Annotated in this window: 15 protein-coding genes and 1 tRNA gene; 10 read left to right on the forward strand and 6 right to left on the reverse strand. The window is 67.2% G+C overall.

Annotated features, from left to right (window positions below; translation table 11 throughout):
- The first annotated feature begins 379 nt into the window (after window positions 1–379).
- Window positions 380–452: transfer RNA gene (locus tag NZ773_10700), tRNA-Gly, on the forward strand.
- A gap of 160 nt (window positions 453–612) precedes the next feature.
- Here the strand turns inward: NZ773_10700 and NZ773_10705 are convergent.
- The 3 genes from NZ773_10705 to def all read right to left on the reverse strand — a co-directional run bounded on the left by NZ773_10705 (window position 613) and on the right by def (window position 4,958).
- A complete protein-coding gene (locus NZ773_10705) occupies window positions 613–2,904 on the reverse strand; it encodes a YfhO family protein (GenBank protein MCS6802393.1) in 2,292 nt (763 codons plus the stop codon).
- Between the two features lie 3 nt (window positions 2,905–2,907).
- Window positions 2,908–4,323: a protein translocase subunit SecD gene (gene secD, locus NZ773_10710; GenBank protein ID MCS6802394.1), complete on the reverse strand. Its 1,416-nt coding sequence runs from the start codon at window positions 4,321–4,323 to the stop codon at window positions 2,908–2,910.
- Between the two features lie 104 nt (window positions 4,324–4,427).
- Window positions 4,428–4,958 (reverse strand): peptide deformylase, encoded by a 531-nt coding sequence (gene def, locus NZ773_10715; protein MCS6802395.1) that lies wholly within the window; start codon window positions 4,956–4,958, stop codon window positions 4,428–4,430.
- A gap of 137 nt (window positions 4,959–5,095) precedes the next feature.
- Between def and NZ773_10720 the strand changes: the two genes are divergently transcribed.
- Window positions 5,096–6,109: an LLM class flavin-dependent oxidoreductase gene (locus NZ773_10720; GenBank protein ID MCS6802396.1), complete on the forward strand. Its 1,014-nt coding sequence runs from the start codon at window positions 5,096–5,098 to the stop codon at window positions 6,107–6,109.
- A gap of 9 nt (window positions 6,110–6,118) precedes the next feature.
- Window positions 6,119–7,111, forward strand: a complete 993-nt coding sequence (locus NZ773_10725; protein MCS6802397.1) for an LLM class flavin-dependent oxidoreductase — start codon at window positions 6,119–6,121, stop codon at window positions 7,109–7,111.
- Between the two features lie 6 nt (window positions 7,112–7,117).
- On the opposite strand, the gene NZ773_10730 is transcribed toward NZ773_10725, so the two are convergent.
- Both NZ773_10730 and NZ773_10735 read right to left on the reverse strand, forming a co-directional pair.
- Window positions 7,118–7,930 carry an inositol monophosphatase gene (locus tag NZ773_10730; protein MCS6802398.1) on the reverse strand — a complete coding sequence of 271 codons (813 nt, stop codon included), beginning with the start codon at window positions 7,928–7,930 and terminating at the stop codon, window positions 7,118–7,120.
- The gene (locus NZ773_10735; protein ID MCS6802399.1) at window positions 7,927–8,694 is read right to left on the reverse strand and encodes an MBL fold metallo-hydrolase; all 768 of its coding nucleotides are present in this window, start codon (window positions 8,692–8,694) and stop codon (window positions 7,927–7,929) included. Before NZ773_10735 ends, NZ773_10730 begins: the two co-directional genes overlap by 4 nt.
- 104 nt (window positions 8,695–8,798) lie before the next feature.
- Here NZ773_10735 and NZ773_10740 point away from each other — a divergent pair, with 104 nt between their 5' ends.
- From NZ773_10740 to NZ773_10750, 3 genes are read left to right on the forward strand one after another with little or no spacing between them, the layout of a single operon-like run.
- Window positions 8,799–9,593, forward strand: a complete 795-nt coding sequence (locus tag NZ773_10740) for a hypothetical protein (protein ID MCS6802400.1) — start codon at window positions 8,799–8,801, stop codon at window positions 9,591–9,593.
- The gene (locus NZ773_10745; GenBank protein MCS6802401.1) at window positions 9,587–10,522 is read left to right on the forward strand and encodes a dihydroorotate dehydrogenase; all 936 of its coding nucleotides are present in this window, start codon (window positions 9,587–9,589) and stop codon (window positions 10,520–10,522) included. The genes NZ773_10740 and NZ773_10745 overlap by 7 nt, the downstream gene beginning before the upstream one ends.
- Window positions 10,519–11,490 carry a DPP IV N-terminal domain-containing protein gene (locus NZ773_10750; GenBank protein MCS6802402.1) on the forward strand — a complete coding sequence of 324 codons (972 nt, stop codon included), beginning with the start codon at window positions 10,519–10,521 and terminating at the stop codon, window positions 11,488–11,490. Before NZ773_10745 ends, NZ773_10750 begins: the two co-directional genes overlap by 4 nt.
- A 13-nt stretch (window positions 11,491–11,503) precedes the next feature.
- Here NZ773_10750 and NZ773_10755 read toward each other — a convergent pair whose 3' ends face one another.
- Entirely contained in the window at window positions 11,504–11,878 is a 375-nt protein-coding gene (locus NZ773_10755) for a hypothetical protein (GenBank protein MCS6802403.1), read from the reverse strand.
- A 140-nt stretch (window positions 11,879–12,018) separates the two neighbouring features.
- Here NZ773_10755 and NZ773_10760 point away from each other — a divergent pair, with 140 nt between their 5' ends.
- The 4 genes from NZ773_10760 to NZ773_10775 all read left to right on the forward strand — a co-directional run bounded on the left by NZ773_10760 (window position 12,019) and on the right by NZ773_10775 (window position 14,772).
- Entirely contained in the window at window positions 12,019–13,269 is a 1,251-nt protein-coding gene (locus NZ773_10760; GenBank protein ID MCS6802404.1) for a macro domain-containing protein, read from the forward strand.
- Window positions 13,270–13,373: 104 nt separating this feature from the next.
- Complete coding sequence (locus NZ773_10765) at window positions 13,374–13,742, forward strand: NADH-quinone oxidoreductase subunit A (GenBank protein MCS6802405.1); 369 nt, start codon at window positions 13,374–13,376, stop codon at window positions 13,740–13,742.
- The gene (locus tag NZ773_10770) at window positions 13,733–14,266 is read left to right on the forward strand and encodes an NADH-quinone oxidoreductase subunit B (protein MCS6802406.1); all 534 of its coding nucleotides are present in this window, start codon (window positions 13,733–13,735) and stop codon (window positions 14,264–14,266) included. Before NZ773_10765 ends, NZ773_10770 begins: the two co-directional genes overlap by 10 nt.
- Entirely contained in the window at window positions 14,263–14,772 is a 510-nt protein-coding gene (locus NZ773_10775) for an NADH-quinone oxidoreductase subunit C (GenBank protein MCS6802407.1), read from the forward strand. The genes NZ773_10770 and NZ773_10775 overlap by 4 nt, the downstream gene beginning before the upstream one ends.
- Window positions 14,773–14,830 lie beyond the last annotated feature (58 nt).

Raw genomic sequence — 14,830 nt, forward strand, 5'->3', positions numbered from 1 at the left:
GCGACAAGCCAGGCGAAAGGGCCGCGGCGCTCTTCCGCGGTCTGCAGAGGGGAGAAGCTCGCCCGAACGTAATCGCCGGCTCGATCGCGTCGTCTCTCCGAGGCTAGAGACAGTGTGGAGAGGCAAGTGCCCCAGAACGAAGCGCCCCGCGGAAATCGGCCTCCGTCCGTGAGACGCCCCGCTGCCAAGGCGCGACCGCCCGCTTGCGGGCATCCGGTCGCTCCGATATAATGAGCGCGGGTCGAGTCAGGATCGGCTCCAAGGCTTCGGGGAATGAATCGCCAACGAGGGGAACTTCCAAACTCCGGAGTGCTTGCCTAACCAACGCGCAATTGTAGGAGGACGCGGCCGTCCTTGTCAAGGCGGCCTCCTCGCGAATGCGGGTGTAACTCAGCTGGCAGAGTGCTTGCTTCCCAAGCAAGATGTCGTGGGTTCGAATCCCATCACCCGCTCCCCCCGCCCGGTCGCTCTGGCCGGGCGGCTCCGTTTCGTGATCCCCTTGGTTCGTCGCCCGCACAGCGGGCGACGCCCTGCCAGCGCGCAGACACAAGCGCGTGAGAGCTGCTGACATGGCTCCAGATGGTCCGGCACTGCCCGGGGCGGCTTCGCGCTTCACTCCTTGCCCTGCGCGCGTTCCCCGGTCGACGTGAGCGGCTGGCGGCGCAAGCGTCCGATGGCGAGCGCGCCGAGCGTGCCAAGCGCAAGCACAACCGTCGCGCCGCTGATCGCGAGGCCGACTTTCACGGTCAACGGGTCGAACACCAGCTCGAGGGAGTGCGTTCCGGCGGGGAGCGCCACGCCGCGCAGCGTATGGTGGGCGCGCAGGATCTCGACCGGTTGGCCGTTCACGGTTGCCCGCCAGCCGGGGTAGTACACCTCTGACAAGATGAGCACGCCCGGCTCGCTCAGCGTTGTCTCGACATGCAGCCGATCGGGGGCAAGGTCGCGCACTGTCGCCGGAGAGCGCGCCTTGCGTCCGCTCGGCGCAATCGCCGGCGGCCGGTCCAGCACCGCGGTCGTGCCCGGGTCGAACTGGGGTGAAAGCACAGTGCGCAGCGCGCGCGCGTCGTCGGGGATCACCATCGCGTCGTGCACCACATAGGCGCGCGGCAGCGGGTCAGGCAGGACATAGAGGTTCACCTCGCGGTCGCCGGTCCGCTCAACGCTCACCTTCTCGCCGTTGGGGAACCCGCCTTGCCAAGTGACGAAGTGCTTGACGTTCAGCAATTGCCAGACGCGCTCGCGCGGCTCGGCGTTCAGCAGTTGACGGTAGCGCTCGACAACGAGGGGGCTAGCGCCGTTGATATCGCGGATCCGGAAGACATCTCCATAGTTGAGGGGATACTGCCAATCGTTGTGCGTTCGCCCGTTGGCGTCGTTGCGCTGAAGATAGCGCTGAATCTCAGTCGGCCGGTAGTACTCATCGGGCTGCGTCTTCGCAAAGTTGGTGTTGAAGCTGACGCTGATCAAATCGAAGGCGACGATCGCGAGGGAGAGCGCGATGAATACGCCCGCCGGCAGCCCGCGCACGCGAAAGAGAAGGAGCAGGCCGACGAGCAGAGTGACTACGACGGTGAAGGCGGCAGCGTTCTGCGTTTTGATCGCGTCGTCAGCGTTCTGGCCGGCGACGTAGAGGAGGAGAAAGAGCGCAATCGCCGCAAGAACTGCGCGAAGCCACAGTGCGCCCAGCCGGGCAACCTGCGCGCGGTCGGCGGTGAACAGCGTCCGTGCCCCCATCGCGCCGAGCACCGCCATCGCCACGGCGAAAAGGACAATGCCCCGCTCCTGGTGGCGGAACATCCCTGCGCCGGGGACAGCGTTGTACAGCACGCTGTGGATGATGGTATTGCCGCCGAAGGAGATGAGCAGGCCGACGGCGGCCAGCCCGACCCAAAACCACAGCTCGCGCGCGCGCGTCCAGACCACTGCCCCGATGGCAAGCGCGAGCGGCAGAATGCCGACGTACATCGGGGAGTAGTAGCTGACCGCGCCGGGCAGGATCAGCTGGATAATGTCGCGGAGAGGGAAGGCCCACGCCGACATCTCAAACGGCATGCGCGCCCGCGAGGAGATCCCCATGAACTCGACCGTCGGCACCAACTGCGCTGCCGCTGTTCCAAGACCGACGGCCACCAGCAGCGCGCCCAGCCCGAGACGAGGCACGGCGGCGCGCCAAGCAGACAGCCCGGTTTCAGCGAAGACCCGAAAGGTGAAATAGGCGATCGCAGCGTAGAGGGTGTAGAGGCTCGCCTGCGGATGGCCGCCGAGGAGCGCGACCCCGAGCGTCAGCCCGCCGAGCAGGGTGAAGGAAAGGGCGCGCCGGAGGGAAAACGGGCCGCGGGTAGCGAGCGCGATCCAGAGCAGGAGGAGCGGCAGCCAGGTGTGGACTTCCAGCACCGAGAGCTGCTGGCTCGGATAGCCAGAGAGGTAGCCGCCGAAACCATAGACCATTCCGCCGAGGAGGCCGGCAGGCCGGCTGCCGGTGAGGCGGCTCGCCAGTAAATACATCCACAGCCCGGCGAGGAAGATGTGGAAGACAGCCTCATACTCCAGCGCTTGGAGGGGGTAGCCCCGGGGGCCGGCGAGCAGCGTCGTCGGCCAGTGGAGCGGGTAGAACACGGCCGATTGGATGTCGGCGAGAAACGGGTGGCCGGCGTAGACATACGGGTTCCACGTCGGGAGCCGGCCGGCGAGAAGCTCTTGGGTCCGGAAGAAGGCGAAGGAGTAGAACTGCTCGACGAAATCGCCTTTGGGGAAAGCGCCGCGGTTGAGCGGGTCCGGCGTCACGATCCGCCAATAGAAAAGGAGCGTTAGGAGAAAAAGGAGCGCCGCCGACCCGAGATCTGCGAGGACGGGGAGAGGGGAGCGGCGCGCTCGCGGCAGCGCGCTTGCGGTCGTCGTCACGCCCTAGCGAGTAGCGGGGCGCGCCCCTGTCGGCAGGTCGACGCTCGGTCGCCCCGGCGGCGCCTCGTCCATGCCGAACAGCCACCGCGCCCGCGGACCAAGCGGGCCGTTGAACCAGAGCGCTTGCACCGCCTGCAGGAATGTCCGCGACACCGTGATCGCCGAGAACATCGAAATGATCACGCCGATGAACAGGGTCAGGGCGAAGCCGGTGACAAGACTGGCTCCGAAATTCGAGCCGAACCAGTAGAGAATGACGCACGTGATCATGGTCGAGATATTGCTGTCTCGGATCGACAGCCAGGCGCGGCTGAACCCGGCATCGATCGCGCCGGCAAGCGTTCTCCCAATCCGGAGCTCTTCCCGCATACGCTCGAAGATCAGGATATTCGCGTCGACGGCCATCCCGACCGAGAGGATAAAGCCGGCGATCCCGGCGAGGGTGAGGGTCACCGGAATAAGCCGAAAGACGGCCAAGGTCAAGATGGCATAGATCGCGAGCGCCAGCACGGCGATCGCGCCCGGCAGTCGGTAGTAGACGAGCATGAAGGCCGCGACGGCAAGGATGCCGATCTGGCCGGCGACGATGCTTTTCTGGATCGAATCGGCGCCGAGGGTCGCGTCGACATCCTGCTGGAGGATGACCGAGACCGGCACCGGCAGCGCCCCGGCGTTCAGCTGGATCGCGAGCGTCCGGGCGGAGTCCATGGTGAAGTTGCCCCGGATGAAGCCGCGGCCGCCGAGGATCGGCTCGTCGACTTGGGGAGCGGTCAGCAGCTCATTGTCGAGGTAGATCGCGATCTGGCCGCGGATGGGGGCGAGGCGGGTTGTGGCTTCCCCGAAAATCTCAGCGCCGCGGTCGTTGAACTCGAAGTGGACAACCGGCTGGTTCAGCGTCGGCTCAAGCGCTGCGTAGGCCCGCCGAAGGTCGGCCCCCGTCAGGCCGAGCTCCTTATCTTGGGGCAGCCCGTCCGGCCCGATCGTCCGTTCTTTAAAGTTCAGCTGCGCTGTCTGGCCGATCAGCCGCTTCGCCTCTTCGACGTCGCGCACGCCCGCCAGCTGCACCGCAACGCGGTCCTCGCCCTGCTGCATGATCACCGGCTCTGCGACGCCGTAGGCGTTGACCCGCCGCTCGATGTTCCGCACGAGCGAGGTCATCGCTTCCTGCCGCTGATCGGCAGGCACCTTGGACAGGTCGGCTTGGAGGACGATATTCGTGCCGCCCTGCAGGTCGAGCCCGAGTCGCTGGCCGACCCGCTCGAAGGTGGTGTTGCCGATCTGAATGCGCACCCCCTTGCTCTCCGGCCAAGGAATAAACCCGGGCAGGTAGTTCGACGGCTTCTGCGGCCAGATGAACCAGAGCGAAACGCCAGTCAGCAGCACAATGAAGACTAGAAGCGGCCAATTTACTCGTCGCACAGCGTCAACCCGTTTCCGTCTATTCCGGTTCCATCTGTTGTGTGCGCGTCCGGCGGGCCTTCGGGGATGACGGTGCCCGCTTCAGCGCATCGACGCCCATCGTTCTAGACGACCGGCGTAGCTTCCGGCTCCTCCGCCTCCTCTGGCGCGTCGTCGCGCAGCGGCACCTTGTGCAGCGTGTCGGTGCTGACGAGTCGGCCGGGGTCGGTGAAGAGGATCCCATTCAAGTGGTCGACTTCATGCTCCACCGCTTGGGCAAGCAGGTCTGTCGCGCTCATCTTGTACTCTCGGCCGTGCCGGTCGCGGGCGCGAAAGACGATGCTCTCCGATCGCACTACGTCGCCAAACCAGCCGGGGAGGCTGAGACAGCCCTCGGTGACGATCCGCTTGCCACGCCGCTTCACGATCTCGGGGTTGATCAGCACATAGGGCTCGCGGCCATCGCGCAGCTCGATGACCGTCAGCCGGATCGGCACGCCGACTTGCGGCGCTGCGAGGCCGACGCCCCGATTGACGCGCATCGTTTCGATCATGTCGTCGATCAGCCGCTGGATCGGCTCGTCAATCACCGTGATCTTTTTGCAGACCTGCCGGAGAATCGGGTCCCCGAACCGGCGAATCTCAAGGACAGCCATGGTGCGGCTCCGAGGGCGCGGATCGTCTCGCTCGCTCAGAAGTATAGGAGAGCCTTGCGTGTTCCATCATCCATTCCGCGCGCCTGCTACGATAAGGCAGAAGCGTCTGACCAGCCGTCGGACGCTCACGGAGGAGGATGTTCCCCCGCTTCCCTTCGCGCCTCGGCCTGATGCTGAGCGGCCGCCAGCCGATCGACGAACTGATTGCGTCGGCGCGCGCCGCTGAAGCGGCAGGCTTCCACAGCGTGTGGTCCGGCGACGGCGGCGGCGACGTCTTCTCCCTGCTGACCGCCTACGCCCTCGCCACTCAGCGCATTCGTCTTGGCGCAGGCGTTGCCGTCTGGCATCGCCCTCCGATCGTCGCGGCGCAAGCTGCTGGTCAGCTCAGCCGCATTTCCGGCGGTCGCTTCATTCTCGGCCTCGGCGCCGGCCCGCGCGACTGGAACGAAGACTGGTGGGGCATCTCCTTCGACCGGCCGATCACTCGGATGAAGGAGTATGTCGAGATCGTCCGGGGCGCGCTCTCGCTTCAGCACGGCGTCCTGAACTATGCGGGGAAGGTCTTTCAGGTCCGCAACTACCGCCGTCGCGTCGCCGCCCCGGTCGTCCCGCCGATCTATCTTGGCACGGTCGGGCCGCAGATGAACCGCCTCGCGGGCCAAGTGGCCGACGGCGTTCTTTTCGACGTCTGCCTGCCGCCCAGCTACCTGACCGCGGTCGCCATTCCCGCAGTCGATGCTGGGCTCGCTCGGGCAGGGAGGACGCGGGAGCAGGTCTGCCTCGCGGCGATGGTGCCGGCAGCGGTCAGCGCCGACCGGCGCGCGGCGCGGCGCTTCGTCAAGCGCGCGATCGCCGGGCATCTCGAAAACGACTACTTCTACCCGGTCTGGCGAGCCGCCGGGTTCGAGGCGGAGGCGCTCGCCGCTCGCGAGAAGCTGCGCGCGCGCGACATCGAGGGCGCGCTCGACGCGATTAGCGACGACTTCGCGGCGACGGTCGGGATCTGCGGCACGCCCGACGAAGCGCGCCAGCAGGCCGCGCGCTGGCTCGCCCTGCTCGATATCGTCGTCCTGCTCGCTCCTCCCTTCGGCGCAGCCGACGACGAGGTCGCCGGCAACCGACGGGCGCTCATCGACACCTTCGGCGCCTAGGAGGCCAAGATGCTGCATTCCCGCGTCGGGCTGATGATGGCGGGGCGCCCCCTCCGCGACCTCGTCGAGACGGCGCGGCGCGCTGACCGCGCCGGGCTGCACAGTCTCTGGTGCGGCGACGGCGGCGATGCGTTCAGCCCGCTCACCGCCTATGCGCTCGCGACGACCAAGATCCGCCTCGGCACTGCGGTCGCGGTGTGGCACCGCCCGCCAGTGATCACTGCTAACGCCGCGCTCCAGCTGGCCGCAGTGTGTGACGGCCGCTTCACCCTTGGCTTGGGGGCAGGCCCAAAGCAGTGGAATGAAGACTGGTGGGGCATCCCCTTCGACCGCCCGGTCGGCCGGATGCGCGAATATATCGCCGTGATCCGGGGGGTCTTTGAGTCGGGACCTGAGCGGCCGTTCACCTTCGAGGGGCAGCATTTCCGGGTGCGCCGCTATCACCGGAGCAGCCGCCATCCTGCCCCGCCGATCGTCCTCGGCACGGTCGGCCTCCAGATGAACCGCCTCGCCGGCGAGGTTGCCGATGGCGTGATCTTCGATGTCCTGCTCTCGCAGCGCTACCTGCGCGACTGCGCTCTCCCGGCAGTGATGGAAGGCGCGCGACGCGCCGGGCGCGAACGGTCGGCCCTCAGCCTCGGCGCGATGGTCTGCTGCGTTGCCGACCCCGACGAGCGGACGGCGCTCCAGGGGGTCAAGTGGGGCTTGCTCGGCCACCTTGTCGCCGAGTACTTCTACCCGGTCTGGCGCGACGACGGCTTCGAGGCGGAGACGCGCCGCGCGCAGGCGCGGCTGCGTGCCGGCGACCCCGCCGGGGCAGTGGCCGAGCTGTCTGACGAGTTTGCCCGCACCGTCGCCATTGTCGGCCGGCCAGACGACTGCCGCCGTCAGCTTGCTGCCTGGCTCGAGCTCGTCGATTTCGTTGCGCTCTGGGCCCCTCACCGCCCAGAAGCGCCTCACGCCGCTACCCTCGATTTCCTGATCGATCTCGTCGCAGCCTGACCGGCGTCACGCAGGCAGCGGGCCCAGACCCTCGGTCGCAGCGACGAAGGCGGTCACATGGTCCGGATTGCCGGCGAGGATCGAACGCGAGCGGAGCGTGAGCGGCGCGCCGCCCTGCTCGCGCACCACGCCGCCGGCCTCTTCGATCAGCAGCCAGGCCGCCGCGAAATCCCACGGCGCGAGAAAATGATGAAAGTAGAGGTCGAACCGACCAGCCGCTGTATAGGCGAGGCCGAGCGCCGCCGACCCGAGGCAGCGGAACAGTTGGACCTGGCCCCAAAGATGCTGCTCGATCGCGATCGCGCGGCGCGCCCGCTCGTCGTGATAGCCGAGGTCATACCCGATCACGGCGTCGCGGAAGCTGCGTCCGCTCGCGCTGCGGATCGGCTGTCCGTTCAGCGTGGCGCCGCGGCCGGCGGCGGCAGCGAACACCTCCTCATGGCACGGGTCGTAGACCACCCCCACCAACGGCCGGCCGTCAAGCACGAGCGCTACCGAGACGCTGAAGAGCGGGATTCCCAAGGCATAGTTGAAGGTGCCGTCGAGGGGGTCGATCACCCAGCGCAGCCGCCCGGAGCTGCCGAAGGCACCGGCTTCCTCGGAGAGCACGTCATGATCCGGGAATGCTGCCCGGAGCCGATCGAGGATTGCTGCTTCGGCGGCGAGGTCAGCGTCCGTGGTGACGTTTGCGCGGCCGTGCTGGTGCACCGCGACGGCGCGCGGGCGCCGCTCGAGGATGACGCGGCCCGCTGCCCGCGCCGCTCCCACCGCCACCTCCAGGGCGTCTTCCCCGGTTCGGCCGATCGGCAGCGCGGTCACACGACGTACCGCTGGCCGTCTTCGGGCGCCTCGATCGTTGCGCCAAGCTCGGCAGCGAGCGCGGCCAGTTCCCGCACAATCTCGTCGTCGTAATCGGCGTTCCGGTGGATGGCGACCACGCGCGGAAGCGTGCCGTGGATGGCGCGGAACGCTTCGAGCTCCGCGCCGAGCCGACGCGGGGTCAGATGCTTCGCGTTCACGGCAGCGGCATCGAGGCGGTTCGGGAAGGTCACCTCGACGAGCAGCAGGTCCGGCCGGACCCGCTCCCACAAGCCGGGGACGCTCCCGTGAGTATCGCTCGTGTAGAAGAGCGAACGGCCGTCGCGTTCGATCAGCACGCCGACCGTCGGCGCCGAGTGATTTGCCGGGGCTGGCGTCAGGCGATACCCCGCGACCTCGACCGGCTGGTAGGGCGCAAGCTCCCAAAAGCGGACGGCGGGCGCCTCGCTGCTGGGAAGCTCATCCAGCTGCGGCCAGATCACGCCGTTGAAGAATGCCGAGCGCAGCACGGCGCGCACCTCAGGCAGGCAATAGACCGGCAGCGGAGGGTATCCCCAGCGGCTGAACGCGACGGAGGGAAAATCGCGGATATGGTCGTAGTGGTAGTGCGTCAGCACAACCGCCTCAAGGGCGCGCTGCTGCTCGCGGCTCAGCGCCGCCGCGAGACAGCCTGCATCGATCGCGACCCGACCATCGACAAGAAAGGTGGTCGCGCGCCGACCGGCGCTCTCGGTTTGATAGGCGCCGACAATCTGTACGTCCACCCAACCCTCCGCGGGACAGGGTGTCCCCTGAGATGGAGACGGCGGCCAAAGTCTACCAGATGGCCGGGTGCTGACATTCTTGCGGCCGCCGGAAGCGCGCCGCTATGATCCGCCCCATCGCCGAGCGGGAGAGCATGCAGCAATTTGTCGGTCAAGTGGTAGCGGTCGAGCCGTTGGGCTCGGCGGGAACGATCCTCTGGCTGACGGCTCCTGCGCTGGCTACGATGACAAGCGGCCAATTCGTGCTGGCGCGCTGCGGCGACAGCTTCGACCCCTTGCTGCGGCGCGGTCTCTCGCTCCATCACACCGCGCGCTCCGATGGCGCGGTCGGTTTTCTCGTCGGCAGCGGGAAACGCTGGACAGACTGGCTTGCTGCGCGCCGGCCGGGCGATGGCATCGATCTCATCGGTCCGCTCGGAAAAGGGTTCTCTCGGGAGAAAACCGCCCGCCGCCTCTTGATCGTCGCTGAGGGGCTGGGAATCGCGCCGATGGTTGCCCTTGGAGAAGAGGCAGTTGCTGCCGGGTGCGAGGTGCGGGTCGTTGTCGAAGCACCCTCGGCAGCTGCGCTCTATCCCGTCGAGCGGCTCCCCGCCGCGGCCGAGGTCGTGGTGTTTACTCATGATGGAACAGCGGGACGGCGCGGCCGCGCCAGCGAAGGCGTCGCCGATCTGATCGGCTGGGCCGATCAAGCGTTCCTTGCCGGCTCGCGCCGCCTGCTTGCCGATGCGCGCGCAGCCCTAGCGCGCCGGCAGTTGCGGACGCCGGTCCAAGTGATCGTCGAAGAGCGAATGGCCTGCGGCGTCGGCGCTTGTCTCGGCTGTGTCGTCTTCACGACCGAGGGACCTGTTCCCTCCTGTGTTGCTGGACCAGTGTTCGACCTGTGGGCGCTCACATGGTGAACCTTGCGGTCGACCTCACCCCGCGGCTGCGGCTGGCCAACCCGGTCATCGCCGCTTCGGGCACCTTCGGCTACGGCACAGAGTACGAGGACCTGATCGACCGGGAGCGGCTCGGCGCGATCGTGAGCAAGGCGGTTGGGCCGGCGCCGCGCCACGGCAATCCGCTCCCCCGCCTCTTCGAGACCCCAGCGGGGCTGCTCAACTCGATCGGCCTGCAGGGGATCGGGGTTGAGCGCGTTGCCGCCGAGAAAGCACCGCTGTGGGCGCGCTGGCGGGTGCCGGTGATTGTCAACGTCGTCGGCGAGCGGGTGGGCGATTTCTGCGCCGTTGTCGAGCGGCTGGACGGACTGCCAGGCGTTGCGGGCTTCGAGCTGAATATCAGCTGCCCCAATGTCGAGGGCGGGATGCTCTTTGGGCACGACGCGCGGATGGCCGCCGAACTGACCGCAGCCGTGCGCCGACGGACACAGCTTCCCCTGCTTGTCAAGCTGTCGCCGAACGCTCCCGACCCGCTCGCGGTCGCGCAGGCGACCGTGGCGGCAGGAGCGGATTGTCTTGTCGTTGCCAACACTTGGCTCGGCATGGCAATCGACCCGAAGCGGCGCCGCCCGGTCTTTTCGAACGTCTTTGCCGGCCTCTCCGGCCCGGCGATCCGGCCGCTCGCCGTCCGCCTGACCTACCAAGTCGCCCAAGTCGTCAACGTGCCGATCGTCGGCTGCGGCGGCATCGCCAGCGCGGCCGATGCGCTCGAATTTATCATGGCAGGCGCGACGGCGGTGCAGGTTGGAACGATGACCTTCACCGAGCCTGGCACGATGGTCGCCGTGATCGAGGGGCTGCGCGACTTCTGCGAGCGCGAAGGGGTGACAACCCTGACCGAGCTTGTGGGAGCCGCGAACGACCGTTGCACTCCCGAAGGAGCCGCATGACCGTCTCTCTCCGACTTGGTCTCGCACTCGCCCTCCTGATCGCTGGCTCCGGCTGCCAGTATCTCGCGCGGCTGACGCCCGGGCGGACAGGCGCGCCCGGCACGCCGCTCCCCCAGATCGTTGTTGATACGCGGGGAACGGAGATCAAGGTGCCGGGGAAGATCGCCTTCGCACGCGAGGGCAACCTCTGGATCCTCGCCGACGGCGTAACGACGCAGCTGACAAAAGGCGGCAAGGATATGCAGCCGGCGTGGTCGCCGGATGGCACCGTGATCGCCTACGTCAAGAAGGAGCAGGATTATTCGGACATCCTGCTCTATGTCGTCGGGACCGGCGATTTCAAGCCGCTCACCAACAACCGCTTGAACCGCTCGACGTGGGTCTTTCGCCCGACGTGGTCGCCGGACGGGAAGCAGATCGCCTATGTCAGCGACCAGTACAGTTGGGATATGGGCCTGTTCTTGATGAACGCGACCGGCACCGGTGCGCGACGGCTGACCCAAAGCGAAGGCGCCGGCGGGGTGGACAACCCGACGTGGTCTCCCGACGGCAAGACGATCGCGCTGGCCGCCTTTCGCGGCGGTGTTCAGCAGATCTGGCTCTACACTTTGGCCACCGGCCGCTGGACACAGGTGACCGCGCATCCAGAAGGCGCCTACGATCCGCGCTGGTCGCCCGTTGACGACAAGATCGCCTATACCGCGCGCGAGGACAAGAAGCACGATATCTGGGTGACCGACCTCGAAGGCAAGAACAAGAAGCGCCTTACTACTCTCGGCGCGGCCCGCGCCCCTGCTTGGTCGCCCGACGGCAAGTTTCTCGCCTGGATTGCCGAGCAGCACGGCTCGTTTGATATCTGGGCTGCGACCGTCGACCGCGTCGACGGCGAGATCGTCCTCGGCACGCCCAGCAAGCTGACCAACGGCCTCCAAGTCGATCCCGTCAGCGGTCTCAGTTGGCTCTATTGAGCGCCGCGCCTTTCTAGGAGCGTCGCCGTTCCAGCTCACGCTCCTCTTCGATGGTGAAGCGCGCCCAGGGAATAGCGCGCAGCCGCTCGACCGGGATCGGTTTGCCGCTCTGCTCCGAAAAGCCGTAGGTGCCCTGCTCGATCTTCCAGAGAGCGTGGTTCACCTCATGAAGACGCTGCTCGAAGTCGTGCTCGAGCGAAAGCGCCTGCTCGCGGTCGTACAGGTCGGTGGCGATATCAGCGTAGTGCGCGGCGACCCCTCCGCCCTGGTTGTACACTTCGCTGGTGTCTTCGACGATGTCGCGCCGCGCGCCGGCGATCAGCATTTCGAGCCGCTTTCGCTCTGCGAGCAGCAATTGGCGGAATTCTTCAAGTTGACTCTGGTCCATCGTTGACCCCCGTACTGCGCTCTTCTCCAAGCGTACACGCTCTGTCGGCGAGAGGCGAGCACACTGGCGGGCGAGGAGCGACCTAGCGTAGAGTTACTGGGCGGGAACCCGGGGAACGATTGCCTCAACAGCGAGGTGCGATGAGCAACGAGGGCGACCTAGTTCTCCGACTGCACGGCGCAGAGATGCAGGAGCTGCCCGGCCGGGTCGTTGCCGTCACCCTCCATACCTCCCGCGGCGACATTCAGGCGCTCCTCCATCCTGGCGAGAATGGGCGCGCCGCCGTCATCTGGGCCGGCGGCGCAAATGGCGACATGAACGGGCCGGCTGGGGGGCTGTTCGCTGACCTCGCGGGCGACCTTGCTCCTCTTGGCGTCTCTTCGCTCCGGCTGCGGTATCGCAAGCCGCACTACTTCTACGAGTGCGTGCTCGATGTGCTGGCAGGGGTCTCCTTCCTCCGCGGCTTGGGTTCCGACGGCGTCGTGCTCGTCGGCCACGCGCAGGGCGGCGCAGCAGCGATCATGGCGGGGGTCCTCAGCGACCAGGTGAAGGCAGTGGCGGCGCTCGCCCCCCACGGCTTCGGAACCCATCTCGTTCATCAGTTGGCGCCGCGGCCGCTCCTCCTCATTCACGGCGAGAACGACGAGGTCTGCCGCCCTGAGATCTCGCTTGCGATCTTTCGCGACGCAGTTGAGCCAAAGCAGCTGATCCGCCTGCCCGGCGCGAGCCACTCGTTCATTGAACGCCGACAGGATCTCACGCTCATCCTCTCCGATTGGATCATCCATCAGCTCGGTACGCGCCCGCTCGACCGAACTAACGGCGCGCCGACCATCATCCATCCCTTCGTCGTCGATGAGGACGGCCGACCGCGCATCAAAGAGCTCGTTCTCTACCAAGGGGATATCACCTCGCTCGAATGCGACGCGATCGTCTGTCCGAACAATGACCAGCTCTGGGTCACCGACGGCGTTGCCGGTGCCGTGCTGCGCCGCGCGGGCGAAAGCGTCTTGCGCGAAGCGGTAGCGGCCGGCCCGGCCCGCGTTGGGTCATGCGTCGTGACCAGCGCGGGCAAGCTCCCCGCCAAGCATGTCTTCCATGCCATCACGAGCGGCATAGCGAACGGCCTCATTCCTCCCTCGGTCGCGACGATCCAAGCAGCCACCCGCAGCTGCTTCGCCCGCGCCAATGAGCTCGGCCTGCGGAGCATCGCCTTTCCCGCCCTCGGCACTGGCGGCGCCGGGCTCCCGTTCGAGGCGGCGGCGGCGGCACTGCTGCCAGTCATTGAGGAGGAGCTGCGCAAACCGGGCACGGTCGAGAAGGTCGTGATTGCGCTGTTTGGCCCCGGCGCATTCCAAGCGTTTGCCAGCCGGCTGAACAGCAGGCGCTAGCCGCCGCGTCTCTCCCGCTCGATCGCGCAACTTCCGATATGATTGCTTCGCGGCAACCGGAATGGGCCTCGTGCGGGCGCTTCTCTCGAGGCGAGGAGGGGACGGTGACCGAGCGCTATGCCGTCGACTATCTGGCGGTTGTCCTCGCGATCGGCGTGCCGGTCGTCTTGCTCGGCGCGGCGCTCGCTGCTGCTTCCCTTCTCGCGCCGCGCGTCCGCACTGCCCGGATGGGAACCGCCTATGAGTGCGGCATGCCTCCCGCCCCCGGCTTCTCCCGCCAGATCAATGCCCGCTATTTCCTCTTCGCCATCCTGTTCATGATCTTCGACGTGGAGGCGATCTTTCTCTTCCCGTGGGCAGTCATCTTCCCCGGCGCTGGACTGCTGATCTTTCTCGAGATGCTGCTCTTTGTCGCCATCCTGCTGTTCGGCTTGCTCTACACCATTCGCAAAGGGGTGCTGCGATGGAGCTGATGCGCGACGGTCCGCCCCGGCCGATTGACCAGATTGCGGGCCCCCTGCTTGGGCGGCTGCCGCCCGGCATCATCACGACCACCCTCGACGCGATCGTCGCGTGGGCGCGGAAGTCGTCACTCTGGCCGATGCAGTTCGGCCTCGCCTGCTGCGCCATCGAGATGATCTCGACCTACATGGCGCACCACGACTTCGACCGCTTCGGCGTCGTCACTTGGCCGTCGCCCCGCCAGTCGGATGTCATGATCGTCTCGGGAACGGTCGTCGCCAAGATGGCGCCGGCGATCGAAACCCTCTATGAGCAGATGCCGTACCCGAAGTGGGTGATCGCGATGGGCGCCTGCGCCGTTGATGGCGGGCCGTACGTCCGCTCCTACTCCGTCGTGATGGGGGTGGACAAGATCATCCCCGTCGATGTCTACGTCTCCGGCTGTCCGCCCCGGCCGGAAGCACTGCTCCACGGCGTGCTCAAGCTCCAAGAGAAGATCGCCCGCGAGGCGCGCTTCGCGAGGCAGCGCGCGTGAGCGTGCGGCTCGTCACTGTCGCGCCGTCGCCGCTTCGGCCGGCTGCCGAGGTGGCGCTGCTGCTGCGCGAGCGGCTTGGCGTCGAGGCGGCGGTCATCCTCGACGAGGCCGTCTTCTTCGTGCCGCCCGACGAGGTCGCCGCAACGGCCCGCCGCCTGCGCGACGACCCGGCGCTCGCCTTTGACTACCTGCGCTGCCTGTCGGCGGTGGACTACATCGACTATCTTGAGGTCGTCTACCACCTGCTGTCGCTCCGCGAGCGCCAGAAGGCGGTAATGAAGGCGCGGCTGGTCGAGCCAGACCTGACAGTCGACTCGGTGGTCGGCATCTGGCGCGGGGCCGACTGGCACGAGCGCGAGGCGGCCGACCTGTTCGGCATCACCTTCCGCGGCCATCCGAACCTGCGCCGGCTGCTTCTGCCCGACGAGTTCGAAGGCTTTCCGCTCCGCAAGAGCTACCCTCTCGCGCCGCTGCCGAGCGAAGAGGTCGAGGAGGGCGAGGAGTGATCGAGCCCGGCCTGCAGATCGTCGCCCACGACACTGCCGACGGCGTCGACGTCGCCGT

This window comes from Dehalococcoidia bacterium (assembly GCA_025054935.1).
Classification (GTDB): domain Bacteria; phylum Chloroflexota; class Dehalococcoidia; order SpSt-223; family SpSt-223; genus JANWZD01.

What these genes read in the sequence shown, in the direction of transcription:
- NZ773_10740 (MCS6802400.1), top strand. Translation starts at nt 8,799, where the DNA reads ATGATCCGCCCCATCGCCGAGCGGGAGAGCATGCAGCAATTTGTCGGT.
- def (MCS6802395.1), bottom strand. Translation starts at nt 4,958, where the DNA reads ATGGCTGTCCTTGAGATTCGCCGGTTCGGGGACCCGATTCTCCGGCAG.
- NZ773_10725 (MCS6802397.1), top strand. Translation starts at nt 6,119, where the DNA reads ATGCTGCATTCCCGCGTCGGGCTGATGATGGCGGGGCGCCCCCTCCGC.
- NZ773_10755 (MCS6802403.1), bottom strand. Translation starts at nt 11,878, where the DNA reads ATGGACCAGAGTCAACTTGAAGAATTCCGCCAATTGCTGCTCGCAGAG.
- NZ773_10720 (MCS6802396.1), top strand. Translation starts at nt 5,096, where the DNA reads ATGTTCCCCCGCTTCCCTTCGCGCCTCGGCCTGATGCTGAGCGGCCGC.
- NZ773_10745 (MCS6802401.1), top strand. Translation starts at nt 9,587, where the DNA reads ATGGTGAACCTTGCGGTCGACCTCACCCCGCGGCTGCGGCTGGCCAAC.
- NZ773_10770 (MCS6802406.1), top strand. Translation starts at nt 13,733, where the DNA reads ATGGAGCTGATGCGCGACGGTCCGCCCCGGCCGATTGACCAGATTGCG.
- NZ773_10760 (MCS6802404.1), top strand. Translation starts at nt 12,019, where the DNA reads ATGAGCAACGAGGGCGACCTAGTTCTCCGACTGCACGGCGCAGAGATG.
- NZ773_10750 (MCS6802402.1), top strand. Translation starts at nt 10,519, where the DNA reads ATGACCGTCTCTCTCCGACTTGGTCTCGCACTCGCCCTCCTGATCGCT.